The sequence below is a fragment of the Sphingomonas kyungheensis genome (assembly GCF_037120395.1).
GTDB lineage: Bacteria > Pseudomonadota > Alphaproteobacteria > Sphingomonadales > Sphingomonadaceae > Sphingomonas > Sphingomonas kyungheensis.
In genome coordinates this window covers 44,682-71,005 of record NZ_JBBBDM010000005.1, presented here as the reverse complement: position 1 = coordinate 71,005, position 26,324 = coordinate 44,682, and the positions used below count along the sequence as shown (strand labels likewise).

The 26,324-nt window shown below is 69.1% G+C and carries 19 protein-coding genes; 12 read left to right on the top strand and 7 right to left on the bottom strand.

Going from position 1 to position 26,324, the window contains the following annotated elements; genetic code table 11:
• Positions 1 to 99: 99 nt before the first annotated feature.
• On the top strand, positions 100 to 2,580 hold the full coding sequence (locus tag V8201_RS12090) for a TonB-dependent receptor domain-containing protein (RefSeq protein ID WP_336545450.1): 2,481 nt from the start codon (positions 100 to 102) through the stop codon (positions 2,578 to 2,580).
• Positions 2,581 to 2,626: 46 nt separating this feature from the next.
• Here the strand turns inward: V8201_RS12090 and V8201_RS12085 are convergent, their stop codons facing one another.
• Positions 2,627 to 3,094: a PilZ domain-containing protein gene (locus V8201_RS12085; RefSeq protein WP_336545449.1), complete on the bottom strand. Its 468-nt coding sequence runs from the start codon at positions 3,092 to 3,094 to the stop codon at positions 2,627 to 2,629.
• 400 nt (positions 3,095 to 3,494) lie between these two features.
• Between V8201_RS12085 and V8201_RS12080 the strand changes: the two genes are divergently transcribed.
• The 4 genes from V8201_RS12080 (at position 3,495) to V8201_RS12065 (ending at position 9,006) form a co-directional block, all read left to right on the top strand.
• Positions 3,495 to 5,417, top strand: coding sequence for an oligosaccharide flippase family protein (locus tag V8201_RS12080; protein WP_336545448.1), 1,923 nt, complete (start codon positions 3,495 to 3,497; stop codon positions 5,415 to 5,417).
• A gap of 1,018 nt (positions 5,418 to 6,435) precedes the next feature.
• The gene (locus V8201_RS12075) at positions 6,436 to 7,446 is read left to right on the top strand and encodes an acyltransferase family protein (RefSeq protein WP_336545517.1); all 1,011 of its coding nucleotides are present in this window, start codon (positions 6,436 to 6,438) and stop codon (positions 7,444 to 7,446) included.
• Between the two features lie 94 nt (positions 7,447 to 7,540).
• Positions 7,541 to 7,744, top strand: a complete 204-nt coding sequence (locus tag V8201_RS12070; protein ID WP_037532368.1) for a hypothetical protein — start codon at positions 7,541 to 7,543, stop codon at positions 7,742 to 7,744.
• 278 nt (positions 7,745 to 8,022) lie between these two features.
• Positions 8,023 to 9,006, top strand: a complete 984-nt coding sequence (locus V8201_RS12065) for a glycosyltransferase family 8 protein (RefSeq protein WP_336545447.1) — start codon at positions 8,023 to 8,025, stop codon at positions 9,004 to 9,006.
• Between the two features lie 166 nt (positions 9,007 to 9,172).
• Here the strand turns inward: V8201_RS12065 and V8201_RS12060 are convergent, their stop codons facing one another.
• From V8201_RS12060 to galE, 3 genes are all read right to left on the bottom strand, one after another.
• On the bottom strand, positions 9,173 to 10,225 hold the full coding sequence (locus tag V8201_RS12060) for a glycosyltransferase family A protein (protein WP_037532363.1): 1,053 nt from the start codon (positions 10,223 to 10,225) through the stop codon (positions 9,173 to 9,175).
• A 614-nt stretch (positions 10,226 to 10,839) separates the two neighbouring features.
• Complete coding sequence (locus V8201_RS12055; protein WP_037532361.1) at positions 10,840 to 11,805, bottom strand: UDP-glucuronic acid decarboxylase family protein; 966 nt, start codon at positions 11,803 to 11,805, stop codon at positions 10,840 to 10,842.
• Positions 11,795 to 12,817, bottom strand: coding sequence for a UDP-glucose 4-epimerase GalE (gene galE / locus V8201_RS12050; protein WP_336545446.1), 1,023 nt, complete (start codon positions 12,815 to 12,817; stop codon positions 11,795 to 11,797). Before galE ends, V8201_RS12055 begins: the two co-directional genes overlap by 11 nt.
• A 211-nt stretch (positions 12,818 to 13,028) precedes the next feature.
• On the opposite strand from galE, the gene V8201_RS12045 reads away from it, so the two are divergent.
• Positions 13,029 to 13,220, top strand: coding sequence for a hypothetical protein (locus V8201_RS12045; RefSeq protein WP_037532355.1), 192 nt, complete (start codon positions 13,029 to 13,031; stop codon positions 13,218 to 13,220).
• Positions 13,221 to 13,226: 6 nt separating this feature from the next.
• The gene (locus tag V8201_RS12040) at positions 13,227 to 13,664 is read left to right on the top strand and encodes a type II toxin-antitoxin system VapC family toxin (protein ID WP_336545445.1); all 438 of its coding nucleotides are present in this window, start codon (positions 13,227 to 13,229) and stop codon (positions 13,662 to 13,664) included.
• A gap of 125 nt (positions 13,665 to 13,789) precedes the next feature.
• Here the strand turns inward: V8201_RS12040 and V8201_RS12035 are convergent, their stop codons facing one another.
• Positions 13,790 to 15,250: a hypothetical protein gene (locus tag V8201_RS12035; protein ID WP_051583286.1), complete on the bottom strand. Its 1,461-nt coding sequence runs from the start codon at positions 15,248 to 15,250 to the stop codon at positions 13,790 to 13,792.
• A gap of 310 nt (positions 15,251 to 15,560) precedes the next feature.
• Between V8201_RS12035 and V8201_RS12030 the strand changes: the two genes are divergently transcribed.
• Both V8201_RS12030 and V8201_RS12025 read left to right on the top strand, forming a co-directional pair.
• Positions 15,561 to 16,601, top strand: a complete 1,041-nt coding sequence (locus V8201_RS12030) for a glycosyltransferase family 8 protein (RefSeq protein ID WP_051583285.1) — start codon at positions 15,561 to 15,563, stop codon at positions 16,599 to 16,601.
• A 100-nt stretch (positions 16,602 to 16,701) separates the two neighbouring features.
• Entirely contained in the window at positions 16,702 to 18,195 is a 1,494-nt protein-coding gene (locus V8201_RS12025) for a lipopolysaccharide biosynthesis protein (RefSeq protein ID WP_037532353.1), read from the top strand.
• 78 nt (positions 18,196 to 18,273) lie between these two features.
• Here the strand turns inward: V8201_RS12025 and V8201_RS12020 are convergent, their stop codons facing one another.
• Together V8201_RS12020 and V8201_RS12015 are read right to left on the bottom strand one after the other, a co-directional pair.
• Positions 18,274 to 19,533, bottom strand: coding sequence for an aminotransferase class V-fold PLP-dependent enzyme (locus V8201_RS12020; protein ID WP_336545444.1), 1,260 nt, complete (start codon positions 19,531 to 19,533; stop codon positions 18,274 to 18,276).
• On the bottom strand, positions 19,533 to 21,926 hold the full coding sequence (locus V8201_RS12015; protein WP_336545443.1) for a TonB-dependent receptor plug domain-containing protein: 2,394 nt from the start codon (positions 21,924 to 21,926) through the stop codon (positions 19,533 to 19,535). Before V8201_RS12015 ends, V8201_RS12020 begins: the two co-directional genes overlap by 1 nt.
• A gap of 319 nt (positions 21,927 to 22,245) precedes the next feature.
• Between V8201_RS12015 and V8201_RS12010 the strand changes: the two genes are divergently transcribed.
• The 3 genes from V8201_RS12010 to V8201_RS12000 are packed head-to-tail and all read left to right on the top strand — an operon-like array spanning position 22,246 to position 26,227.
• The gene (locus tag V8201_RS12010; protein ID WP_336545442.1) at positions 22,246 to 22,920 is read left to right on the top strand and encodes an RNA polymerase sigma factor; all 675 of its coding nucleotides are present in this window, start codon (positions 22,246 to 22,248) and stop codon (positions 22,918 to 22,920) included.
• The gene (locus tag V8201_RS12005; RefSeq protein WP_336545441.1) at positions 22,917 to 23,852 is read left to right on the top strand and encodes a FecR family protein; all 936 of its coding nucleotides are present in this window, start codon (positions 22,917 to 22,919) and stop codon (positions 23,850 to 23,852) included. The genes V8201_RS12010 and V8201_RS12005 overlap by 4 nt, the downstream gene beginning before the upstream one ends.
• Complete coding sequence (locus V8201_RS12000) at positions 23,849 to 26,227, top strand: TonB-dependent receptor (protein ID WP_336545440.1); 2,379 nt, start codon at positions 23,849 to 23,851, stop codon at positions 26,225 to 26,227. Before V8201_RS12005 ends, V8201_RS12000 begins: the two co-directional genes overlap by 4 nt.
• Positions 26,228 to 26,324 lie beyond the last annotated feature (97 nt).

Genomic DNA, 26,324 nt, shown 5'->3' with positions numbered 1-26,324 from the left:
CCGACGCCGGGGCGGCGGCAGCGGCGCGCGTCGGTCGGACGATACCTGCCTCTATAAAGGATGTGACCAATATGGTTCCAATCCTGTTTGAGGTATTGCATGAAGGTTTCGTCACGCCTGCTGGCCGGAGTAGCTGCGATCGTGCTGATCCCCCAATCGGCAGCGGCGCAGACCGGCGCATCCGCATCCGCATCCGATGCGGGCACGACGGCGGAGCAGACCCCCTCGCCCGACAAGGATATCATCGTCACCGGTACGGCGCGGCCGCGCCGGCGGCTGACCACCAGCATCTCGATCAGCGCGGTCGATGCCGCGGATCTCGCCCGGCTGGCGCCGATGAGCAGCGCCGACCTGCTGCGCAACGTGCCCGGGCTGCGCGCCGAATCCTCGGGCGGCGAGGGCAATGCCAATATCGCGGTGCGCGGCCTGCCCGCGGCCGATGGCGGCGCCAAGTTCGTCCAGTTCCAGGAGGACGGGCTGCCGGTGCTCGACTTCGGCGATATCGCCTTCGCCACCGCCGATACCTTCCTGCGCCCCGACTTCACCGTCCAGCGCGTCGAGGTGGTGCGCGGCGGATCGGCGTCCACCTTCACCAGCAACGCGCCCGGCGCGGTGATCAATTACATCAGCAAGACCGGCGACGTCGCCGGCGGGGCGGTCGGCGTCAGCCGCGGCATGGATTTCAACCGGACGCGGATCGACGCCGATTACGGCGCCCCGCTCGGCCAGGACTGGACCTTCCACGCCGGCGGCTTCTACCGGATCGGCCGCGGCCTCAAGGATGCCGGCTTCACCGCCGAGCGCGGCGGTCAGCTCAAGGCCAATGTCACGCGCAAATTCGCCAACGGCTTCATCCGGCTCCACGCCAAATTGCTCGACGACCGCACGCCGCTGTTCGTGCCGGCGCCGGTGCGGATCACCGGCACCGCCGACGCGCCCGTCTATACCGCCTTCCCCGGCTTCGACCTGCGCGCGGGCACCGCCCTGTCGCCCTATTTCCGCAACGACCTGGCGATCGGCGCGGACGGCAACCGGATCGCCGCGGACCTCGCCGACGGCTATCGCATCCGCACCCGCGGGGGCGGCGCGCAGGCGTCGTTCGATCTCGGCGACGGCGTCACCGTCTCCGACCTGTTCAACGTCGCGAGCAACGCGGGATCGGCCGCCACCTCCTATCCGGGGCTGGTCGCGCCGCTCGCCACGCTGGCGCAGACGATCGGCGGCAACGGCGCGACGCTGCGCTATGCCAGCGGGCCACGCGCCGGTCGCGGGATCGCCGATCCCGCTGCGCTCAACGGCAACGGCCTCGGCCTCTACGCCCTCACCTTCGGCGTGACGCTGAACGATTTCACCAATGCGACCAATATCCTGTCGCTGACCCGCGATTATCGCGGCGATCACGTCACGGGCAGTATCGCGCTCGGCTATTTCAAGTCGTTCCAGAAGGTGCGGATGGACTGGCACTGGAACAGCTATCTCGAGGAGGCCAAGGGCCGCGATGCCGCGCTGCTCGACGTCTATGACGGCGCCGGCCAGGCGGTGACGCAGCATGGCCTGATCGCTTATGGCGAGCCGATCTGGGGCAATTGCTGCCAGCGTTATTACAATGTCGATTACACGATCGACGCGCCCTATGTCGGCGCCAACATCCAGTTCAGCGGCCTCAACATCGGCGGCAGCATCCGCTTCAACGGTTCGTCCGCCACCGGCAGCTATGCCGGCGCGGCGACCAGCCCGATCGACGTCGACCGCGACGGCCTCCTCCAGCCGCCCGAGCGCGCCGTCCCCGTCGTCCGACTGGCCGCGGCCCAGCCGGTCAACTATCGCAAGCGCTATCTCACCTATTCGGCCGGCGTGAATTACGAGATCGTCCACGATCTGGCGGTGTTCGGGCGGGTGAGCCGCGGCGCGCGCTTCAACGCGGACCATCTGCTGTTCGGGGGCGGCATCCGCCCCGACGGCAGCATCGCCGATGCGGTCGCGGTCAATGACGTCGACCAGCAGGATGCCGGGGTCAAATTCCGCGCTGGCGGAATCTTCGTCAATCTCACCGCCTTCCGCGCGCTCACCGCCGAAACCAACGAGATCGCGATCCCCGTCCAGATGCTGGTCAAGAACCACTATCGGTCCTGTGGCATCGAATTCGAGGGCGGCATCGACCGCGGCCTCTTCCATCTCGTCGGCGGGGCGACCTATACCCATGCCCGCATCGCCGAGAGCGAGGTGGATCCGGCGCTCAACGGCCATATCCCCTATCGGCAGGCGGCGCTGGTCTTCCAGGCGACGCCGTCGATCGAGACCGGCCGCTTCGCCGTCGGCCTCAACGTCACCGGCACCACCGCCTCCTATGCCGGGGATTCCAACACGCTGAAGATGCCGGGCTATACCCTGACCAACGGCTTCATGTCCTATGACGTCACGCCGCGCATCCGGCTGGCGCTCAACGCGCAGAATCTGTTCGACGTCGTCGCGATCAGCGAGGTCGGCCAGGTGCGCGACAGGATGCCGGCGGACGGCATCGACAGCGCCCGCGCCTTTGCCGGACGCAATGTCACCGCCTCGGCGGTGCTGCGCCTGTAGGCGCGGCGCGCGACGGGGGCGGTCTCCCGCCCCCTGCGCGCGGCGCTCAGCTCAGCGCGAGATACAGGCCCGCGGCGACCGCCCAGCCGGCGGCTGCGGCGACGGTGGCGATGACCAGCTTGGTGCGGCCCGAATAGGGTTCGACGAACGGTTCGGGGACATGGTCGAGCAGCGCGCCCGCACCGGTCGGAAAGGCGATCGGCGCGACCGGCTCGGCGGAGAGCGCGCGGCCGAGCATCTCCGGCGTGATCGGCGTGACGAATTCGCAGCCGTAGACGTCGCCGTCCTGCCGCGTCACCCGCGCCTGATGGATGCCGATGCCGGCGAAGCCGATCGACGCCTCGCTGCCGACGGTCAGCGCCGGTCCGCCCGACAGGCGGAAGCCGGTCAGCGACAGATCGTCGATCATCACGTCGTGCGGGCGCGTCACCTGGTCGCGCAGCGTCGCATTGAGCCCGACCGTGAAACGTTCCGAGCCACGGTCGTCGCCGATGATCTGAGCAGGTATCGCCATAATCACACCCTAATCCTTCCCCTATAGTCCTAGCCGGCAAAAGGTAAAGACAGGGTGAACGATGTTTGCCGATACGATTGGGCTGTTTATTATGGTTAGCCGATCATTACTAGAGCGATAGACTAAGATAGTGCGACGGCGGGGATCAGGGCCGCTGCCCCGGCGCGCGAAGCTGCACCGCAGCGAGACACTTGGTGCGGCGCACCATGGCTCCAAGACTGATGACAGGCCACAAAGGAACGGCTAATCAACGCGATGAGCCGCCGCGGTGCAGCTTGCGGAGCGGGATCGCGTGGGTCCCGCGCCGGCGTGGCATCGGAGCACAGACTATTGGCGTTCGTTGCGGCCGTGCGCCCCGTACCTGTTCCCGGACGCTGCGTCCCGGCGTCGGCGCGCTGACGTGACCGCGCTGTCCGTCCCCACCCCTGCCCCCGCGGCCGCCGCGTCGCATCGCACCGCGCTCGCCTCGATCCTCGCGGTCGGCGGGCGGCTGCTGTCGCGGCTGATCGATCTCGTCGCGCTGATCGTGCTCGCGCGGCTGCTCCAGCCCGCCGACTTCGGGCTGATCAGCATCGCGATGAGCCTGATCTTCATCGTCGAGGCGGTGATGGAATTGCCGGTGTCGCAGGTGCTGCTCGTCGAGCGCGACATCACCCGATCGATGATGGACACCGCCTTCACGCTCAGCGTGCTGCGCGGCGTCGTGCTCGCGGTGCTGATCGGCGCGGCGGCCTGGCCGTTCGCGATCGTCTACGGCGACATGCGGCTGCTGCCGCTGATCCTCGCGCTGGCGCTGGCGCCGGCGTTCCGCGGCATCAACAATCCACGGCTCGCGCTGTACAATCGCGATCTCGACTTCCGCCGCACCGTCGCCACCGAATTGCTCGGCAAGCTCGTCTCGATCGGCGTGTCGATCGGCGTCGCGGTGGCGACCGGCAGCTATTGGGCGCTCGCGCTCGGCACGATCGCCTCGCCGGTGACCGCGTCGCTGATGTCGTTCGTGCTCGCTCCCTATCGCCCGACCCTGTCGCTCAAGGACTGGCGGCTGTTCCGCAACTTCCTCAGCTGGCTGAGCGGCGCGCAGCTCTTCTCGGCCTTCGCCTGGCAGATGGACCGGCTGGTGCTCGGCCGGCTCGCGCCGACCGCCTCGGTCGGCCGCTTCACGATGGCGGACAGCCTCGCCTCGATCCCCGGGCAGGTGCTGCTCACCCCGATCCTCGGGCCGCTGTCGGCGGGGCTGGTCGCGGTGCGCGACGATCCGGCGCGGCTGCGCCAGGCCTATCTCAAGACCTTCGCCGCGGTCGCGCTGCTCGGTTTCCCGATCCTCGCCGGCACCGCGCTGCTCGCGCATCCGGTGGTTAGCCTCGCGCTCGGCGCGAAATGGGACATGGTCGCGCCGATCCTGCAATGGCTCGCGCTCGCCGGCATTCCCGGGCTGCTGTGGACGCCGCTCAACGCGCTGGCGCTGGCGCTGCGCCGCTCGACGCTGATCTTCAACCGCCAGCTCACCGACTTCCTCGTCAAGGTGCCTTTGGTCATCGCCGGCGCGTGGTTCTTCCTCATCCCCGGCATCGCCGCGGCGCGCGCGGCGGCCGCGCTGGTGCTCGCCGGCATGGCGGTGAAGGCGGCGCGCGACGCGATCGACCTGCCGGTCTGGGCGCAGCTCAAGGCGATTCTGCGGCCGGTGATCGGCTGTCTGGTGATGGGGGCGCTTGTCTATCCGGCGACGCAATGGCTGCCCGCCGATCTCGCCAAGCCGTGGCTGGTCGCCGCGCTCGCCGGCTTCGCCGCGCTGGGCGCGCTCGGCTTCGGCATGACCGTGCTGCTGCTCTGGCAGCTCGCCGGCCGGCCGCAGGGCGGCGAGGCGATGGTACTCGGCATCGCCACCAAGATGCTGCGCCGTGGCCGGGGCGGCAGCCCCGCGCCCGCCGCGCCGGCGCCGACGCGCGCGCAGGAGGCGGCGCATGCCGATGCGCGCGACCAGATCTTCGCGCTCGCCAACGCCTCGTCGCGCAGCGGCGCCGAGCCCGCGGCGTCGAGCGTCTATCGCATCCTCGATATCCTGATGCAGGCCAATCTCGTCCAGCCGACCGACAATCGCGCGATAGAAGGCGAGCAATATCAGCCGCGTATCAATTTGGTCTGTAGCCGCTGCGGACAATCGACCCCGGTCCGCGGCCATGCCGCGGCGAATATCATCAGCGTTGCCGCGGGCGCCGCAGGGTTTCACATGACCAGCAAGTCGATCGACGTCGCCGGACATTGCGAGCGCTGCCCGTCACCGTCGCGACAAGTCGCGCGACCCTATCCCCGCCGGCCCTGATCCAGCAACGTCGCGGCGCCTGGCCGACGATTATTCAGGCCAGATGTCATTTGCCCGATCCCGTGCCGGCCGAATGTTATGCCGTGACCGGACAACAACGTCTCCATCAGATCATCCTGCCGGTTTCGACCACGGCTGACCGGATCAAGGACGCGCCGCGGCCGCGGCTCGGCCGCTGTTTATTTAATATTTACCGTGATCGGCGTGCGCGAATATTGCTATTTGTCGAAAACGCGATCAATGCTTTCCCATTGTTGAACACGGCGGGCAAGCGATTGGGCGTTGCATATCGCAGCGCATCATTGTTAGATGCCGGTACACGTTCACGAGGGAGCCTGTGTTAAATCGTGAGCATGTCGGTTCCTACCCTTGTCATCCTTGCGGCGCTGGTCGGCTTGCTATCGGTCGTGGTCTTGCTCAAGCGGCGGTCGCGGCGACGCAGACGGCGCGCCTACCGCAATTACTATAAAGAGTAAGCGCCGCTTACGCTAAGCGGCTGATATGACGGCGTTTGTCGGCGCAGAGCCGCGACGCGGACGCAAGCTCCCACGCCTCCGCCCCACCCCGTACCGGCCTGGCGATTCTTTGCCCAAGCCTCTGGGAATCCGGCATTTTGGCTCACGCGAAGACGCGAAGAGGTCGTGCTTCGGGGAAGTGTGGCCCGGTCATTTCGAGGGCAATTGTGACAAGCCGCGATCACCGCAGGCGCGACACCTTCGCGCCTCCGCGTGAACCCATCAACCGCTGTGGATCACGCGACCAATTTGCATCTCCCCTGCGTCCTCCGCGCCTCTGCGCGCCCTATCCGATGAGTGCCCCAACAGGATCATGTAGAGGCGCGGAGGTGTCGCGCTTTGGGGACATCCTGTCGTGTTTCCCGGCGATACGGGATCGGTGGCGGGCGCTGGCGTCGGCGCGGGAGAGCGACTAGACCGGTGCCGCCGGCGTGACCGGCGCGTGTGCGTTCCGATCCCGCCGCCGGTGACCATGCGCCGGCCGTTGCCGTACGGAGGCCGCCATCGCTTCGACACCCAGCGCCGTCCTGCCCGCCGCACCGCCGGAGGTCGCGTCGCGGCGCGCCGGCGTCGACCTGATGCGGCTGGTCGCCTTCGTCGCGGTGGTGCTGATCCATGCGGTCGCCGACGGCGCGAACGACGCCGCCACCGCCGCCGATACGATCGCGGTGCTGGCGCGCTTCGCGGTGCCGTTCTTCTTCGTCGCCTTCGGCTATTTCCTGTCGCCGCGCGCACCGGCGCGCACCGCGATGCGCCTGCTCGTCCGGCTGGCGCCGCCCTTCTTCGTCTGGGCGCTGGTCTATATCCTCTATTTCAAGGGTTCGCTCGCCGAGCTGCGCTCGCCGGCGATGCTGGTGCGGCTGCTGGTCACCGGGCTCGACGGCCAGCATCTCTGGTTCCTGCCCGCGCTCGGCGTCGCCGGCGTGCTGTTCGCTTTGGTGCGCAGCCGGTTCGGCTGGAGTGCGGTGCTCGCGCTGGCGCTGCTCTTCTACGCGCTGGCGCTCGCCTTCGGGCCGTATCGCGGCTGGCTCGGCCTGCCGCGGCCGCCGTTCAACACGCGCAACGGGCCGTTCTTCGGACTGTTGTTCATCACCGCCGGCGCGTGGATGCGCGCGCGCGACCTCCGGCCGGCGCTCGCCTCGGCGCTGGCGCTGTTCGCGCTCGCCGCCGCGCTCCAGCTCGGCGAGGTCGCCGCGCTCCATGCGCAGGGGACGATCCCCTTCCCGCGCTTCACCGACGATACGGTGATGACCATCCCTTATGGCATCGCCGCCTTCCTCGTCGCGCTGGCGCTGCCGCCGACGCTGCACCTGCCGCCGCTGCTCGCACAGCTCGCGCGGCTCAGCCTCGGCCTCTATGTCGTCCACCTGCTGTTCCTCGACCTTGCCGCGCGGCTGATCGGCCGGGCGACGCTCGCCGTCTGCCTGGTCGATGCGCTGCTCGCGGTGATCGCATCGGCGCTGTGCGTGCTGGCGCTCGACCGGCTGCCGTTCACGCAGCGGCTGATCCGCTAGGGGATCGGTCGCATCACCGGCTCGCATCACCGCGTATCCGCTGCGCCGCAGCAGAAAAACTTGTGCAGGATCGGGGCGGATGCCACCAAGCGGCATGACCGAGAAGGAAGCCGCACGCCGGGTGGACGAGGCCATCGCCCATCTCCGCACTTTCGCCGGCTCGATCCGCGGCAGCGACGTCGTCGATCGGGACAGCCGGCTGACCGGCGACGATCTCCATATCGTCCTCGGCGTCTTCGATGACGTGCTCGACAAGGATTACGGGCTGATCAAGCGCCCGGCCGACCCGACCGACTAGCCCTGTCCGGCATCTTCGGGGCTATTCCCCAAGTTGTCACATGATCCGCTCCACCGGATGCTCCGGTGGAGCGCCGATGCCGTGCGTGAAAGACCGGGCATCGACAGTAAAGTTGGACAGCAATACTGTTGGATTGCCGCGATTTGATCGGATTATTGGCCCGTTCCATCGGACGAGCCGTTGATATAGCTGGCAAATATACCCTGCCCCGCCTAATCCCGGTCGGGCTGGCAGGGCCTTCGGGCGCTTCGAAGCTTGCGATCACTTAGGGGTAACGCATGAGCGACCGTCGGCACCGATTGGTGTTCTTTTCGACCGATCGGGGCTTTCTCGTCCCGACGATCGTCGCGGCCGAACAGATTACGCGACAGGCGGACGTGATGGCGATCGCCGATGTGATGATCATGCTGATCGACATCGCGCCCGAACAGGGGGCGGCGTTGCAGGCGGCGTTTCCGAAGATCGCCTTCCGCCATATCAGCAAGGACGGCTTCGCGCTGCCCGACGGCGCGGTGTTCAACGAGACGCACGTGCCCAAGGCGGCGCTCGCGCGATTGTCGTCGTCTCGGTATATCGACAGCCAGTACAAGCATATCGTCTATATCGACGGCGACGTGCAGATCGTCGGATCGATCCTGCCGCTGGTCAGCCACGACGTCGGAGAGGGCCATATCCTCGCCGGGCCCGACGCCGCCGAAATGTGGTGGTCCGAAGCCGGCGGCAGCGCGACGGGCGAGCGGCATTACGTCCGCGGGCTCGGGATCAGCGATCCGCGGCTTTATTTCAACAGCGGCGTGCTGGCGGCGACGCGCGAGACATGGGCGGCCTTCGGCGTGCAGGCGCTCCAGTTCATGCGCGATCGCTCGGCGATCTGCCGCTATCACGACCAGAGCGCGTTGAACGCGATCACCCCGCGCGCCAAGCGCGAATTCCTGTCGCCGCGCTACAATTTCAACCGCTGGTACGGGCTGCTCGGGCTGCGCGAGCGGATGAACCCGGCGATCATCCACTTCACCGGCGCGCAAAAGCCGTGGGCGGACAAATATCCCTCGTACAACGGCGAGTTCAAGGACGCCTATACGACGCTGGTCGCGCGCCATCCGGTGCTCGCGCCTTATTGGGAGACGACGTCGGGCCGCGCCGGGCCGGGGCTCGACCAGCCGCCGCGGCTCGGGCTCGGCTGGGCCCTGCCGTGGCGGGTGCCGCTGCGCCGCAAGCGCGCGCTGCGCTCGTTCCGCAGGACGCCGTATAGCGTCGCCTGAGATCGGGGCGCGATCGGCGTGGAATAGGATCGCGCAGAGGCGCGGAGGGCGTAGAGGCCCGCATCTCCGATCCCATCCCCGATCAGGCGCGCGACCGACGCGGCAAGCGCATCATCTCCGCGTCCTCCGCGCCTCAGCGCGAACCCAATTCTTCACACAACCGCGGCTATTCGAACTTCCGCGTCAGCGATAGCAGCGCCTTGAACAGCGGCGAGCGGTTGGTCTGGGTGCGCGCCTTGCGGATCTGGCGTTCGACGAGCGGCCGCGGCGCATAGCCGAGGAACAGCAGCCAGCCGAAGCGCGCCGCGCTGCCCGCCCAGCCGAACGGGTGGAGCTCGACCAGCCATTGCGCGGCATCGCTGACGACGCGGTGGCGGCGGTCGGGCGGGCGCGTCGCGGGATCGGCGAAGCGCAGCGCCTGCATGCGATATTCGAGGCTCTGGAACGAGCGCAGCAGCGGCTGGCGGATCGCGACGCCGCGCTGCCCCGCCGCGGTGACGAAGGCGTGTTCGAGCACCCGGTCGAACGCCAGCCAGCGCAGCGCGACATCGGCGCTCCAGCTCTTCTGCGAACTCGCCCAGGCATTGTTGCCATGGACGCGATAGCCGCCGAGCACCGCGGGCAGCGAGCGCACCGCGCCATAGAGCGGCGCGAGCTTGCTGAGATAGCCGTCGGGCGAGCGATAGACGGTGCCGGCGTCGATCGGCATCACCTGGTCGAGGAAGCTGCGGGTGAAGATGTTGCCGGTCGATACCGTCCACGGATACCAGCCCGACCGCGCTGCGGCGCGCAGCACGTCGGCGGGGGCATAGCCGGGCGGGAAATGCGGAAAGGGCATGTTCTGGTCGGCGCCGGTGCCGTCAACCGTCGCCAGCCGGAACTGCACCTTGGCGTCGCCCGGCTCGAGCATGGCGAGCGCCTGGCTGAGGCAGTCGGGCCGCAGCAGGTCGTCGGCGTCGAGGAACAGCAGATAGTCGCCGCGTGCCGCGGCATAGCCGGCGTTGACCGCGGCGACATGGCCGCCCTGCGCCTTCATCACCGCGCGGATGCGGTCGCCATAGCCGGCGATGATCGCGGCGGAATCATCGGTCGAGCCGTCGTCGACGACGATCACCTCGAGCGGCGTGTGATCCTGCGCCAATGCGCTGTCGATCGCGGTGGCGAGGAAGCTGCCGTAATTGTGGTTGATCACCACGATGCTGGCGAGGCGGCCGGTCATCGCCGCCGCTCCCCTACCGCCATGCTGCCGACCGTTCTGGCAAGAGCATCACAATATCGCGCTGGCACGGCTCGGTCCTATCCTGACGGGTCGTATCACCGCGACGCCTGGCTGGATCGGCCTTGCTGATGGCCGCCCCGACGGTGCCGCCGAAATGATTGATATGCCATCGCATGAGCCAATCGGCCTTGGCAAGCAGCGGGACACGGCCTGATAGGACAGAATCGCTTCGATATTACCGGTTCGTCGCTGAAGCGTCCCGTTTTGGCGCGGGCGGGGTGAAATTCGAGGCGCATTGCCGTGGTTCGGCGCCTGTCGTCGCCCTCGTCGGGTTGGCCTGTCGGCGGATCGATGGTCCTTGCGAAGCCGCGGGGACGATGATCCGCGCGGAGGCGCTGAGGCGCAGCATTCTGTCCGGTGATCGTCGGAGGCGTGAGAGCGGCTGCCTCATCCCGACGCCCGCGCGTGAGCCACCGAGCGGAGATCAGCGACACCCGTAGCGACGGACGACGAAACCCGAACCGCTGGTCGATACGAAAACCCTCCGCGCCTCCGCGCGAACCACACGGCCGCGGGCGCACGGCGCGTCACCATATCACGCCGAGGCAGGCGTCCTACCCCGCCGCCGTCGCGCCCTCGGCGAGCCGCGTCTCGAAATAGGCGATCGTCTTCTCGAGCCCTTCGCGCAGCTGGACGCGCGGTTCCCAGCCGAGCTCGCGGCGGGCGATCGCAATGTCCGGGCGGCGCTGGCGCGGGTCGTCGGCGGGCAGCGGCAGGTGGACGATCTTCGAGCGCGAGCCGGTCAGCTCGATGACCAGCTGCGCCAGTTCGATCATCGTGAACTCGACCGGATTGCCGATGTTGATCGGCCCGGTCACCGTCTCGGGCGTGTCCATCAGCCGGACGAAGCCGTCGAGCAGGTCGCTGACGTAGCAGAAGGAGCGCGTCTGCTCGCCGTTGCCGAAGATGGTGATGTCGTCCCCGCGCAGCGCCTGGACGATGAAGCTCGACACGACGCGCCCGTCATTGGGGTGCATGCGCGGGCCATAGGTGTTGAAGATCCGCGCCACCTTGATCGTCAGGTGATGCTGGCGGCGATAGTCGAAGAACAACGTCTCGGCGCAGCGCTTGCCCTCGTCGTAGCAGGAGCGGATGCCGATCGGATTGACGTTGCCCCAATAATCCTCGGTCTGCGGGTGGATGCTGGGATCGCCGTAGACTTCGGAGGTCGAGGCCTGGAAGATCTTGGCCTTGGTGCGCTTGGCGAGGCCGAGCATGTTGATCGCGCCGATCACGCTCACCTTGGTGGTCTGCACCGGATCGCGCTGATAGTGGATCGGGCTGGCCGGGCAGGCGAGATTGTAGATCTCGTCGACCTCGACGTAGAGCGGGAAGCTGACGTCGTGGCGCATCAGCTCGAAGCGGTTGTTGTCGCGCAGATGGTCGACGTTGCGCTGCGTGCCGGTGAAGAAATTGTCGACGCACAGCACGCGATGCCCCGCCGCCAGCATCATGTCGCACAGGTGCGAGCCGAGGAAGCCGGCGCCACCCGTGATGAGGATGCGTTTCTCAAGATGCACAAGCGTCTCCGTGGCCGGTCTGGGGCGTGCCGTGCGTCTGCGCATGCCAGCGCCACGCCGAGGCGATGATGTCGCGCAGCGCCGAATGGCGTGCGGTGAAGCCGAGCGCGTCACGCGCCAGCGCGACGTCGGCGACGAGCTGCGGCGGGTCGCCCGGCCGGCGGCCGCCGCGCGGCGCGGCGAGCGGCCGGCCGGAGACCGCGGCGATCTCGGCGAGCACCGCGGCGACCGAATGGCCGTTGCCCGAGCCGAGGTTGAACACGCGGGCCGCCGCCTCGCCGCCGTCCAGCAGCCGGCGCAGCGCGAGCAGATGCGCCGCGGCGAGATCGGCGACATGGATGTAATCGCGGATCGCGGTGCCGTCGGGGGTCGGGAAGTCGCTGCCGAACACCGCGAAATCGGGCAGCCGGCCGAGCAGGTGGAGCATCGCGCGCGGGATCAGATGCGGTTCGTAGTCGCGGTCCTCGCCGAGCTCGCCGTCGAGATCGGCGCCGCTCGCGTTGAAATAGCGCAGCGCGACATAGTCGATGCCATAGGCGGCGGCATGGTCGGCGAGCATCTGTTCGCAGATCAGCTTGGTGCGGCCATAGGGATTGACCGGCTCGGCGGGCGTATCCTCGTCGATCGGCAGCGTCGCCGGGCTGCCATAGACCGCGCAGGTGCTGGAGAAGACGATCCGCGTGCAGCCGGCACGGCGCATGCCGGCGAGCAGGCCGATCATCCCGCCGACGTTATTGTCGTAATAGCGCGCCGGATCGGCGACGGATTCACCGACATAGGCGTCCGCGGCGAAATGGATCACCGCCGCCGCATCATGATCGGCGATCGCCTGCGCTACCGCCGCGGCGTCGCGCACGTCGCCCTCGACCAGCGGGCCCCAGCGCACCCGCGCCGCATCGCCGAGCGTCAGATTGTCGAAGGTCACCGGCACGAAGCCCTCCGCAGCGAGCGCCTTGCACGTGTGGCTGCCGATATAACCGGCCCCGCCCGTCACCAGAATGCGCTTGCCCATCGCCGCTCCTTTCCTCTCGCCGGTCTGATAGCACGGATGACGCAGACGGCCAGCCACGCCGTCCCGGCGTCCGGGACAGCCGGCCGGGCAGCGATCAGGGTGCGCGCAGAGGCGCGGAGGGGGCGGCCGACATCGAAATCCGAGGTCCCCGTGCAGAAGTGACGCGGATCGGTCGTTTGGAGCTCGGCGTAGGACGGCGTATATTATGGGAATGACCAAGTCCCACGCCACATCGACCAGCACGGTCGTTCGCGATACGAAGACAGGTCGGCTCGTCACGGTTTTCGGCGTCGGCGCGCTCAAGGGTCTGACGCTGAAGAAGGGCGTCGACCTGACGAAGCCGATTGCCTCGCAGGCACTCAAAGGCAGCAAGTCTGGCCGATCGACCACGGCCAAGTCGTAATCGCTCTTGGCAGGCGTTCTTCTCGATACGCACACCCTCTATTGGCTCGTCACCGGCAACGCTCCCCTCATGGAGGAGGCGCTGGTGGCGATCGGTGACAGCCAAGAGGCTGGTGCGCTTCTGGCGTCGCCGATCACGGCATGGGAGCTGGCGGTCGCGTCGCAGAAAACCCGGGTGGCGGATCGTCCACATCTCGGTGATGACGCGCCGGATCACTGGTTCCGCGATGCTGTGGCGGTGACGCGGGCGCGGGTGGTGCCGATAGACCAGCGGATTGCCATAGAGGCCGCCAAGGTGGCCCTGGAAACCGGCCACAAAGACCCAGGGGACTGCTTTCTGATCGCGACCGCCCGGGTTCGGAAGGTGCCGTTGGTCACGCGTGACGCGACACTTCGCGCCATATCAGCCGATCGGCCTGACTATCTGGCTGTTGTCGTATGCTGATCCGAATGATGGGCGCGACCGGCCGAACACGTGAGCCGTCCCGGTATAGCGTCCCGATAGAAAGGCGTGCGTCGCTTGGAATATCATCCCGTCCATAGCCGCCGCGCGCCTCTCCGCGCGAACCCTCAGCGCGCGACGCGGCGGACGCCGGCGCGGGCCGGGCGCGGCGCCGGCTGCGCGCGCGGCGCGATGGTGCGCGGTTCGCCGGCACCGGGGCGGCGCATGCGCCGGCGTCGCGTCGCGACCGGGATCAGCGTCGGCAGTGCGGTGGTGATCGCGAACAGCGTCGCGTTGAACGCGCCGAAATCGACCAGCGTCCCCGCCACCGCGCCGGGGATGAGGCAGATCAGCAGCGCATAGCGCGCGCCGACCACGACGCGGCGGATCTCGTCGCTCGCGCCGCGCAGGCTCGCGGTCATCAGGCGGAGGAAGAACAGTGCCATCATCAGCCCGCCGATCACCCCGGTGCTGCTCAGCACCGCGACCGGCCAGCTCGATGCGCGCGTCGAGCCGACGCCGACGCCATAGCCGCCGGTCGCGACCAGCCCTTCGAGGCTGACGATGTTCCAGCTGCTGCGCTCCGAATAGGAGCTGCTCGACGTCTTCTTGAAGATCAGGCTGTCGACCAGGTCGACGACGCCGTTGAACAGGCTGGGCGTCGCGATCACCAGCGCGGCGACGACGATCGCGCCCGCACCGATGACCAGCAGCTGGATCAGCGCGCGCTTCTCGTCGGCGGGGTGGCGCAGCGCGAGCACGTTGGCGAACACCGCCATCATGCCGAGCACGCCCAGGCCGAGGAACGCCGCCGACGAGGTCGACAGCACGGTGAAGGCGATCAGCGCCAGCGCCAGCGGCGTCTGGATCTTGGCATAGATGCCGCCGAGCGCTTCGCCCAGCCGCATGAAATAGATCATCGAGCCGAACGACAGCACCAGCGTGCCGTAGGCGGAGGCTTCGGTGTTGAAGCCGATGACGCGGCGCATGCCGCCGACGTCGTCGCCGTCCATGATGACATAGGTGGCGGTGCGCAGCGGCGCGAGCAGGCCGCTGCCCGCGGTCGCCATGTCGATCATCCCGGCGAGCACCGCCATCGCGCCGCCGATGAAGATCGCCTGATAGACCATCCGCCGCGTCTCGGTCTGCAGCAGCAGCTGGTAGATCGAGATGGTGATCGCGAAGGCGGCGAGCAGATAGAGCGGCTGGGTGATGTTGCCCGAACCGAAGCCCAGCGGGCTGCGCGTGATGTTGTTGAGCCCCATGATCGGCGCGCCGTGGAACAGGAACGGCGCGGTATAGGTGACCATCAGCCCGAAGACGATGAACGCGGTGAGCAGCCCGAGCTTGTTGTAATCGAGCAGGCCGTCGACCAGCAGATGCGGCTTGCGGCAGGCGATGAACGAGCGGACGCAGAGCAAGGCCGAACAGGCGGTGTGCGGCAGGAAGGTGGTGCCGCCGGTGAGGTTGACCGGCAGGATGGCGAGCGAGCCGAAGGCGAGGCTGCAGAAGAACAGATAGAGCGTCCAGCGGATGCCCGACACCGCCGCGGCGAAGAACAGCAGCCAGAAAATTGCGAGAACGACCATCACAGCCCCTAATGCGGCCCCGTCCGGCGCCCGTCCGGCCCGGTCGCGCGGGGCGGCGCGTCCACGCGCGCCCTCCGCCGGCCGGTTTGCCAATCCGGACAAAGACGTAGCATCCCCTGTCCGGCAAGGCTATCCTGCCTGGCGATGACATGGCGGGCGCTTACCAAATATTGATCCCTCGCGGGCGATAATGGGGAGAAGAACGTTGTATCGCATCGCCTTGCCACGTTCCGGTGGCGGGCGCGGCAGGATCGTCCCCGCCGGTCGCGCAGGGTTCCACGATCCGGTGCGTGCAGTCAGGAGTTGATGAGTGGACACCTTCCCCCTGGGGACGCCCGAGAGCAACCGGCCGGGGATCACACGGGTGGTCACCTTCGTCAGCGACCGCGGCTATGTCGCGCAGGCGCTGATCGCCGCCTCGCAGCTCGCCGCCCAGCCCGAAGTCGCGGCGATCGCCGACATCCTCATCTATCTGATCGACATCCCCGAGGACGAACAGCGCGCGATCCAGGCGGCGCTGGCGCCGGCGCGGTTCAACTTCCGCTTCCTCGACAGCCGCCGCTTCCTCACCGACAGCGTCGGCCGGCTGCCCGAACTGCACTGTCCGAGCTCGACGCTCGGCCGGCTGGTGATCGACGCCGAGATCCCGGCGCAATATGATACGGTGATCTACATCGACGGCGACGTGCAGATCGTCGGTCCGGTCGCCGCGCTGATCGGCTTCGACTGTCCGCCCGATACCCTGCTCGCCGGTGCCGACCGGCTCGACAATGGCGGCCGCTATGCCAATCCGCCCGCCTATCTGAAGGGCATCGGCATCGATCGCGTCGCCGATTATTTCAACGCCGGGGTGATGATGGCGCGGCGCGAGACGTGGCGCCAGCTCACCGGCGCGGCGCTGCGCTTCCTCGCCGAGAACCCCGAACGCTGCAAGCACCACGACCAGAGCGCGCTCAACGCGGTGCTCAACGCACCGGGCGGGCCGCGCCGGATGATGCTGCACCCGCGCTACAATTATTCGACCTGGTTCCGCCTCGCCGACCGCGCGCGGGCGATCGCGCCGAGCATCGTCCATTTCACCGGCCCGATCAAACCGTGGAACACGACCGGCGGCCCGTGGGAGCCGGCGCACCGCCGCGTCTATGCCGACTTCCTCGCCGCCCACCCCTATTTCGCCCAATATCTCACCGTCGACGCGAGCCGCGCGATCGATCCCAAATATCGCAGCGGTTCGCCGCTGCTGCGCGCCCGCCGGCTGCTCAAGAGCGGCAAGGAGGCGTTCGATCACCGCTGGCAGGCGGTGCTGCTCAACCGCTTCGCGCAGAGGACTTTTTTCAGCCCGCGCGATTGAGTAGGGAGCGCCGCGAGGCCGCCCCCGCACGCCCGGGGCGGCAGCCGCCGGCGAACGGGTCGGCGGGCACGAGCGGTGCCGGAAGGCCATGGGGGCGGCAATGACGGATGGACAGGTCGGCGGCCGCGGGGTCGGCAGCCGCACGGCGGGCAGCGTGGCGTGGCTGATGGCGTCGCGACTGATGGCGCGCGGCATCGATTTCACCACGCTGATCGTGCTGGCGCGGACGCTGTCGCCGCAGGACTTCGGGCTGATCTCGGTGGCGATGACGCTGATCTTCGTCGTCGAGGCGGTGTCCGAACTGCCGATCGCGCAATCGCTGGTGCGGCTCGACACGATCGGCCGCAGCCATCTCGACACCGCCTTCACGATCGGCGTGCTGCGCGGCCTCGTCCTCGCGCTGATCGTCGCCGCGGCGGCCTGGCCGTTCGCCTGGGCCTATGCCGATCCGCGGCTGGTGCCGCTGATCCTGTTCCTCGCGCTCGCGCCGATCACCCGCGGGCTGCAGAGCCCGGCGATGGTGCAATATGCGCGGCGGATCGATTTCCGCCGCGACCTGGTGATCGAGATCGTCAGCAAGGTGTTCGGCTTCTCGGTCGCGGTGCTGCTCGCGGTGACGACGCGCAGCTATTGGGCGATCGCCGCGGGGACGGTGGTGACGCCGCTCGCCAGCCTCATCCAGTCCTATGCCTTCGCGCCGTTCCGGCCGCGGCTCGGGCTGACGCAATGGCGCAGCTTCGCCGGCTTCCTCGGCTGGGCGAGCCTCGCCCAGGCGCTCGCCGCGCTGAGCTGGCAGTCGGACAAGCTGATCCTCGGCCGCTTCATCGGCAAGGCCGACCTCGGCCGCTTCTCGATGGCGGCGGACCTGTCGTCGGTGCCCGAACAGGTGCTGGTCGCGCCGGCGATGCGGCCGCTGATGGCGGGCTTCGTGACGATGAAGGACTCGCGCGAGCGGATGGCGCGCGCCTATCTGCGCATCTCGCAGACGCTGCTCACCATCGCCGCGCCGGGGATGGTCGGGCTGAGCCTGCTCGCCGGGCAGGTGGTGCCGGTGGTGCTCGGCGGCAATTGGATCCAGGCGATCCCGATGCTGCGCTGGCTGGCGCTCGCGCCGGTGTTCGTCGTCTGGGTGTCGCCGCTCGACCCGATGGCGATGGCGATGGACCGCACCGCGATCTTCCTGCGCCAGCGCGTCGTCGAGATCCTCGTCAAGCTGCCGCTGCTGATCGCGCTGATCTGGCATTATGGCGTGATGGGCGCGGTGATCGGCCGGGTGCTGACCAATGCGATCCTGATGCTGGTGACGATGGGCTATGTGCGGCGGCTGGTCGGCCTGTCGATCGTCGCGCAGCTCGTCGCGCCGTGGCGGATCGCGCTCGCCACCGCGGGGATGGCGGCGGTGGTGCTGGCCTTGCCCGATGCCTTGCGCCACTCGCTGTCGCTGGTCGCGGTGATCGCCACCGTGCTGGTCGGCGCCGCGACCTATGCCGCGCTCCTGCTCGGCAGCTGGATCGCGGTCGGCCGGCCCGAGGGGCCGGAACGGATGGTCGCCGAGCGGCTGGCGCCGGTCGCGCGGCGGTTGGGCTGGGGGTGACGGGAAGCGGACCATCCGCAAGGTAACGGCGAGAGGTACCCGCCGTTCATGGCTGCTGTTGCGCCGATCCCGGGCACGTCATGCGGTCTTGGACATATCCCGCAGCGCGACGATCAACCGGTCGATATCGGTGGCGGAGGTGAACAGCGACGGCGTCACCCGGACGCAGGCGCCCTTGGCCACGCCGGCGCGATGCACCGTAAAGACGCCGTATCGGTCGAGCAGCCGCTGCGCGATCGCGGCATTGGCCTGCGGGCTGGTCTGATCCCGCAACCGGAAGGACGTGATGGCGCCGTGCAGCGCGGGATCGTCCGGCGTGAGCACCTCGAGACCAGATATGGTGCGCGCCTGCCCGACCCAGCGGTTGCGGAGCGCGCGAAGCCGGGCGGCACGGGCGGCGCGATCGATCCGCTGCTGAAAGGCCAGCGCCGCGGGCACGGTGAGCCAGGCGGCATAATCGAGCGTGCCGGTATGGACACGCGCCATGACGGTATCGGGACCAGCGGCGTCTTCGGCAGGATCGCGGTCGATGCGCGACAAGGCGCGTCGGCGGATGTGGAGGATACCGACGCCGAGCGGCGCACCGAGCCATTTGTGTCCGTTCAACCCGACGAAATCACAGTCGAGGTCCGGCAGCGCGAAGTCGAGCTGCTGCCAGCTGTGCGCAGCGTCGACGATGACGTCGATCCCACGCGCGCGCGCCATCGCGGCAATCTCACGGACCGGAATCACCAGACCGGTGCGATGGCTCATATGAGTGAGCAGAATGAGCTTCAGCCGCGGTTCGTCCGCCATTGCCTGGGCATAAGCGTCGATCAGACCGGCGCGGGTGGCGGGCTCGGGCAGCGCGATGCGGCGGACGCGGACGCCGCGCCGCTGCGCGAGGCTGTCCATACACGCCTGCATGCTGTCGTAATCGAGATCCGCATAGAGGATCGCGTCGCCTGGCGTCAGGCGATTGTAGCCGAGGATCAGCGCTTTCAGCGCCTCGGTCGCGTTGCGGGTGAAGGCGATCTCCTCCGCCGGCACGCCAAGCTCCGCCGCCACCGCGGCACGCGCGGCGGTAAGGTCGGCCGTCATGCCGCGCCGGGTATAGAAGCTGGTATCCCGGTTCACGCGCGCGACCGCCTGTTCATAGGCGGCCCGCACGGGTCGGGACATCGCGCCCCAATTGCCGTTCTCGAGCTGGATGACCTCCTGCGGCACGTCATAGTCCGCCGCGACCGTGGCCCAGAAGGTCTCGTCATCTGCGGCGGGCCGCGTCGGCGCGATGGCGCGCCCCGGCAGCGGGAGGGTGGCGGCTATCCCGCCGCCGAGCAGCGTACGGCGACCGATCATCAGAAGGTCAATCCGAACCGCACGTAATAACGCCCGCCGTCGGTATCATAGGGGGCGTTACGCGAATAGATCAGGCCGCGATTGGCCTGGTTGGTCGCCTCGGCGGGATAGGTGCCGAAGACATTCTCCGCTCCGCCGCGGATCGAGATGTTCGGTGTCATCCGATAGGTGAGCGAGGCGTCGAACAGCGCGAGACCGCCGAAGCGCTGGAACAGCTCGCCGGTCGCATTGCCGGTCACGTCGGTCCACGGCCCATAATAGCGGCCACGCAGCATCACGCCGACCGGCCCGATGTCATAGCCGAGCGTACCGGTCGCATTGTGCTGCGGCAGGCGTTCCTGGAAGATGCGGCGCTGCGTCTCGTTGGCGATCGCCGCGCTCGTCCCGCTGCAGACCTGGGTACGATTGTAATTATAGGCGAGCGTCGCACTGGCGCGGCCGCTGCCGAGATTGCGGGCGTAGCTGACCACGACGTCGATGCCGCGGGTGCGGGTGTCGAAGTCGTTGGTGAAATAGCTGATCGACGTGAAGCGGTCGGGATTGGCGAAACCGGCCGGGATGGGAATCGTCGCCGACTGGCTGAACCGGTCGTCGACGTCGATCTGATAGAGGTCAATCGTCGCGCCCAGCCCGATATGCGTCTGCGCGACGAGGCCGGCGCTGACGTTGCGCGAGGTTTCGGGCCGCAGCGGCTTGGCGCCGAGCGCCACCGCGAGCGCATCGGTGGGTGCGAGGCGACCCTGATTGAACACTTGCAGCGTGCGGGTGTCGAGGCCCTGGCTCACCACCCGCGTATTGAGCTGGGCCGGGGTCGGCGCGCGGAAGCCGGTGGAATAGGTCCCCCGCAGCGCCAGCCACGCGACCGGCTCGATCCGGCCCGAAATCTTATACGTGAACTTGTCACCGAAGCTCGAGAAATCCTCGTAACGGCCGGCAGCGCCAAGCGTCAGCATCCTGACCGGATGCCAGGCGAGATCGACGTAGCCCGCATTGCTCGTCTGCTTGAAGTTGCCCGCTTGCTGGGGACCGAAGCCGGGAAAGCCGTTCGCGTTCGGGGCGAGGCCGGTCGCAGCGCCGGCGCCGATCGCATAAGAAGCGGCATCGCCCGCGCCGACCGCATAGCGCTCGATCCGCCGCTCGCCGCCGAAGGCGATATTGAGCGGTTCGACACCGCCGACGGGCAGGCGATAGACGAAGTCGGCGTTGAGGTTGGTCTCCCGCTGCGTCAGGCGACCGAGGTAGAAGCTGGTCGGGCTGGCCGGCCCGAGCGAGGCGTTGAGCGTTTCGGCGATCGTATAGTCGATGCGGCTGCGCCCGGCCGAGGCGCTGAGGTCGTAGCTCAGCGCGTCCGATAGATTGCCGCGCACGCCGCTGACAAGTTGCAGATCGGTAAATTGCGTGCCGAAGCGCGGCGTGAAGCCCGCCGGGTAGATGCTGCGGAAGCTGAAGCCGGGAAAGGCGCTGCTGGGATTGTAGACGCTGCCGGTGTTGCTGGGATTGCGCCAGTTGAAGTCGGTCAGCCCCTCGCCCTGCTGCACGGTGCCGAAGGCGTAGATCGTGGCGGCATCGGCGAGGTCATAGTGCATGTCGACCGCGCCGCGCACACGCTCCTCGTCGGGCTGGCCCCAGCGCTGGACGGGATTGGGCACCGCGAGGCTGGGGTTCGCCGCCTGGAAGCTGATCGCGTCGGGACGCTGGCGCGTGCGCGAGGTCGCCTCGCCATGTTCGAACTGACCGGTGAAGACGATCGCACCCTTGTCGCCGAGGGCGATGCCGCCGCGCGCGCCGGACTGATAATCATTGCCGTCGCCGGCATAATATTGGCTGAACTGGCCATAGGCCTCCATCCCCGGCTGATCGTCGAGGATGATGTTGATAACGCCGGCGATGGCGTCGGAGCCATATTGCGCCGAGGCGCCGTCGCGCAGCACCTCGATACGCTTGATCGCGAGGCTGGGGATGCTGGCGAGGTCGGGGGCCTGCGCGCCGCGGGTGCCGAGCAGTGCGGAGCGATGGTAGCGCTTGCCGTTGACGAGGACGAGCGTCTGGTCGGCTGACAGCCCGCGCAAGGTCGCCGGCCGGACGAACGCCTGCCCATCCGCGGCCGGCAGGCGCTGGACGTTGAACGACGGCAGGAGTTGCGCGAGCGCATTGTTGAGATCGCCCGATACGCTGGACCGCACCAGGGCTTCCGGGAGCACGTCGACGGGCGCCAGGGTGTCGAACTGCGTACGGCCCCGCTCCCGCGTACCGGTCACCACGATGTCGCCCCCGTCAGCAGCCTCCGCGGCCGGCTGACTGAGCACCGGATCGGTTGGGGAGGTCTGTGCCGACGCGGCAGAGGTCGACAGGACGTGCAACGCCGCGACGACGCTGACGGTAGCAAATTTCATGGTGAATCAATCCCTGAAGGGCGGTTCTTTGGCGCCTGAAGCTTGAGCGCTAGGGCAGTTGTGTTGCACTATCTTTGAGCTTTCGCGACTTGATGGCGTCAGGGATGTGACCGTTTTGTCTCACGCCTGACGGATTACTTTACCGCCTTGGCAACGGCCGACGCCGCATACGATGCAATCATCCCGGACCCGCCCCCACCCAAGCTGCGCCGCACGGTGGACATCCGCCGGTCCACGCCGCACAACCCCGCCCCGTCCGGAAATCAAGGATCGGCGTCGTCGGCTCCGTCTATGGTCCGGAACAGGGAGAAGGATGTCGATGCGCCTCGATGCGGGCCTGCCCCCCGGCCGGGGGGTGTCGGACAATGCGCCATGGCCGGCGGGGACGCATCGGCTCGTCCGCCGGGCGCGGCGGGCGGTCAAACATGGCTTCTCCAATCAGGGGCTTGCGACTAGACAGCGGCATCTTCCACCTTGGATCACCCGTCCCGCCATGGCGCCGACCGGCCTCGAAGCCGTCTATCTCGACAATCGTGACGGGCTGCTGCGCTTCCTGCGCGCGCGCGGCGCGGGCGAGGCGGCCGAGGACCTCGTCCATGATCTCTGGCTCAAGGTGCGCGGCCGGACCGACGGACCGATCGCCCAGCCGCTCGCCTATCTCTATCGCGCCGCCGACCTGCTGATGATCGACCGCTACCGGTCGGCGCGGCAGGCGGAGCGGCGCGACCAGGCGTGGCAGGACGGCCGCCACGATCCCGCCGGCGCGGTGCCGACGCCCGAACGCGAGGTCGCCGCGCGGCAGGAGGCGGCGCGGGTAACGCAGCTGCTGCGCACGCTCGGCACGCGCAAGGCGACGGTGTTCCGCCGCGCGCGGCTCGACGGCGTGCCGCACCGGACGATCGCCGCCGACCTCGGCATCAGCCTGAGCACGGTCGAGGCCGATCTGCGCGAGGTGACGCGCGCGCTCGCCGCGCTGCGCGGGACGATGCGATGACCGGCCCCGCGACGATCGACGACGAGGCGCTCGACTGGGCGCTGCGCATGGCCGGACCGGATGCCGACTGGGCGGCGTTCACCGACTGGCTCGCCGCGGATGCCGCGCGCGCCGAACGCTATGACCGCGCCGCGCTCGCCGTCGCCGACGCCACCGCCAGCATCGCGCTGGCGATGCCGCCGGCCAATGACGACGACGGGGAGGATCCCATCCCCGCCCCGGCCCCCGCCAGGACGCGCCGGTTCGCCGGCGCGTGGCTCGCGGTCGCGCTCCTCGTCGTCGCGCTCGGCGTCGGCCTGTGGCGCATGCCGCCGCGCAGCCGGACGATCGCCACCGCCGCGGGCGAGCGGCGCAGCGTCGCGCTCGCCGACGGCAGCCGCATCGAGCTGGCGGGCGGAACGCGCCTCCGGCTCGACCCCGCACGGCCGCGCACCGCGACGATCGAGGCGGGCGAGGCGCTGTTCCACGTCCGCCATGATCCCCGCACCCCCTTCCGCGTCGAGGCGAACGGCCTGCCGCTGCAAGACCTTGGCACCGTATTCGATATCCGGTTATTGGGCGGGCGGACGCAGGTGGCGGTGGGAGAAGGCGCGGTGATGGTCGACCCGGACGGTGCCGCGCTCACCCTTGCCGCGGGCGAAGGCGTGATCGCCGCGGGCACGACGCTGCGCCGCATCCGGCAGGACGCCGGCGCGGTCGGCGCGTGGCGCGACGGTCGCCTCGCCTATGACGGCGCGACCCTGAGCGCGGTCGCCGAGGATCTGTCGCGCCAGCTCGGCTGGCGGATCACCGCCGCGCCCGCGGTGGCGACGCGGCTGTTCAACGGCACGCTCGAGACGCAGTCGTTCCGCGACGATCCGACGTTGCTCGGCGCGTTGCTCGACGTCGAGGTGCGGCGCGCGCCGGACGGCTGGACGCTGGACCGGCGGTGAGGATCGCGACGCGCGGCATCGCCGCCTGTGCCGTGCTCCTCGCCCCGACCGCCGTCCGCGCCGCGACGCTGACCATCGATCTGCCCGCCGGCACCGTCGGCCAGCAGGTGACCGCGCTCGGCCGGCAGGCGCGGGTCAGCATCGTCGTGCCCGATGCGACATTGTGGGCGCGCCCGGTGCCGGCGCTGCGCGGGCGGCTGTCGGTCAAGGCGGCGATCGCCGCGATCGCCGCGCGTGCCGGCGCGCGGGCGGAGCCGGTCGGTGCGCAGGGCTGGCGGCTGCGCCCCGCGCCGCCGGCCGCGCCGCGCCGGCCGCCGCGCCCCCGCCCCGCCCCTGCGCCCGTCCGGCCCGAGGGCGACATCGTCGTCACCGCGAGCAAGCGCGACACGACGCAGGACAATTTCGCCGGCCAGGTGTCGACCACCCCCGGCGACGAACTCGAGCGCGGCGGGGCGGGCGGCACCGACCGGCTGGTGCAGCGGCTGACCAGCGTCACCTCGACCTATCTCGGCGCCGGGCGCAACAAATTGTTCATCCGCGGCATCGCCGATTCGAGCTTCACCGGCCCGACGCAGGCGACCGTCGGCCAATATTACGGCGACCTGCGGCTGAGCTACAACGCCCCCGACCCCGATCTCCGCCTCGCCGACCTCGCCGCGGTCGAGGTGCTGGAGGGGCCGCAGGGCACGCTCTACGGCGCGGGCTCGCTCGGCGGGCTGATCCGGCTGGTGCCCAATCCGGTGCGGCTCGACCAGCTGTCGGGTTCGGCGGTGGTCGGCGCCTCGGCGACCGCGCACGGCGATCCCGGGCTCGATGCGCAGGGGGTGCTCAACCTGCCGCTCGTCACCGACCGGCTCGGCCTGCGCATCGTCGCCACCGACGCGCTCGAAGGCGGCTATATCGACAAGCCGCTGCTCGGCCGCCGCAACGTCAACCGCACCCGGATCGCCGGCGGGCGGGCGACGCTGCACCTCGCGCTTGGCCCCGACTGGAGCGCCGAGCTGATCGGCATCGGCCAGCGCATCCGCGGCGCCGACAGCCAATATGCCGATCGCACCGGCGCGCCGCTGACCCGGCTCGCCCCCGTCACCGAAGGGTTCAGCGCCGATTACGGCCAGGCGCAGGCGGTGATCGCCGGGCGGATCGGCGCGGTGCAGATCCGCTCGACCAGCGGCATCACCGCGCACGACCTGCTCGAACGCTATGACGCGACGCTGCCCGATGGCCCCGACCGCGTCTTCGTCCAGACCAACCGCACCCGCATGCAGGCGAACGAGACGCGCGCCTGGCACAGCGCCGCGGACGGATCGGGCTGGATCGTCGGCGTCAGCTACATCCACAACCGCACCCGGCTGCTCCGCCTGCTCGGCCCCCCCGATGCGCCGGCGCCGACCACCGGCGTGATCAACAGCGTGCGCGAATGGACGGTCTATGGCGAGGGCAGCGTCCGCCCGCTCGCCGGGCTGCTGCTCACCGGTGGCCTCCGCGCGACGCGGACGACGCTCGACGGCAGTCCCGAGAACGTGTCGGTGGCGGTGCAGGGCAGCGAGACCGCGCAACGCTCGCAGACGATCCTGCTGCCGGGCGGCGCGGCGCTGGTCGACCTCGCGCCCCGCACCAAGCTGTTCCTGCGCTATCAGCAGGGCTTCCGCCCCGGCGGCCTCGCGATCGAGAGCGATTACGTCCGCCAGTTCCGCAACGACCGCGTCGCGACGATCGAGACGGGGGTGCGCCACGGCTGGTCGATCGCCGATCTCAGCGTCACGGTCGCGCGCGCGGCGTGGCGCGACATCCAGGCCGATTTCATCGACAATCGCGGCCTGCCGAGCACCGCCAACATCGGCAACGGCCGGCTGTGGACGGTGGAGGCGACCGGCACGCTGCGCCCGGTGCGCGCGCTGCGGCTGGAGGGCGCGGTGGCGTTCAACGACGGCCGTATCGCGGAGCCGTCCGAGCGGCTGCTCGCGCTGATCGCGACCCCCGACCTGCCGCCGGGATCGCAGGCGATGCGCGCGCAGGCCTCGGCGCGGCTCGAACAGATCCCCAATATCGCCAAGGTCACCGCGCGCGCCGGCGCGGTCTACCAGCAGGCGCTGCGCGGCGCCGGGCTGACGGTGGACGGCTGGCTGCGCTACGTCGGCTCGTCGCGGCTCGGCGTCGGGCCGGTGCTCGGCCAGCGCCAGGGCGACTATCTCGACACCTCGCTCACCGCGCGGCTCGCTCTGGCGCGGTTCGGCGTCACCTTGGGGATGACCAACCTCCTCGACACCCGCGGCAACCGCTTCGCGCTCGGCACCCCCTTCGCCACCGGCCGCGACCAGACCACCCCGCTGCGCCCCCGCACCGTCCGCCTCGGCCTCGATACGCGGTTCTGAGGGGGGTCAGTGGGACGCCCTATGCTATAATCTCATCCAAGCGGGCGCTTCTGCGCCCTGCCTGCCGGGAGGTGAGATTGTGGTCAAGCACAAGCCT

What these genes read in the sequence shown, in the direction of transcription:
- V8201_RS12090 (WP_336545450.1), top strand. Translation starts at nt 100, where the DNA reads ATGAAGGTTTCGTCACGCCTGCTGGCCGGAGTAGCTGCGATCGTGCTG.
- V8201_RS12085 (WP_336545449.1), bottom strand. Translation starts at nt 3,094, where the DNA reads ATGGCGATACCTGCTCAGATCATCGGCGACGACCGTGGCTCGGAACGT.
- V8201_RS12070 (WP_037532368.1), top strand. Translation starts at nt 7,541, where the DNA reads ATGACCGAGAAGGAAGCCGCACGCCGGGTGGACGAGGCCATCGCCCAT.
- V8201_RS12065 (WP_336545447.1), top strand. Translation starts at nt 8,023, where the DNA reads ATGAGCGACCGTCGGCACCGATTGGTGTTCTTTTCGACCGATCGGGGC.
- V8201_RS12060 (WP_037532363.1), bottom strand. Translation starts at nt 10,225, where the DNA reads ATGACCGGCCGCCTCGCCAGCATCGTGGTGATCAACCACAATTACGGC.
- galE (WP_336545446.1), bottom strand. Translation starts at nt 12,817, where the DNA reads ATGGGCAAGCGCATTCTGGTGACGGGCGGGGCCGGTTATATCGGCAGC.
- V8201_RS12045 (WP_037532355.1), top strand. Translation starts at nt 13,029, where the DNA reads ATGACCAAGTCCCACGCCACATCGACCAGCACGGTCGTTCGCGATACG.
- V8201_RS12035 (WP_051583286.1), bottom strand. Translation starts at nt 15,250, where the DNA reads ATGGTCGTTCTCGCAATTTTCTGGCTGCTGTTCTTCGCCGCGGCGGTG.
- V8201_RS12025 (WP_037532353.1), top strand. Translation starts at nt 16,702, where the DNA reads ATGACGGATGGACAGGTCGGCGGCCGCGGGGTCGGCAGCCGCACGGCG.
- V8201_RS12020 (WP_336545444.1), bottom strand. Translation starts at nt 19,533, where the DNA reads ATGATCGGTCGCCGTACGCTGCTCGGCGGCGGGATAGCCGCCACCCTC.
- V8201_RS12015 (WP_336545443.1), bottom strand. Translation starts at nt 21,926, where the DNA reads ATGAAATTTGCTACCGTCAGCGTCGTCGCGGCGTTGCACGTCCTGTCG.
- V8201_RS12010 (WP_336545442.1), top strand. Translation starts at nt 22,246, where the DNA reads ATGCGCCTCGATGCGGGCCTGCCCCCCGGCCGGGGGGTGTCGGACAAT.
- V8201_RS12005 (WP_336545441.1), top strand. Translation starts at nt 22,917, where the DNA reads ATGACCGGCCCCGCGACGATCGACGACGAGGCGCTCGACTGGGCGCTG.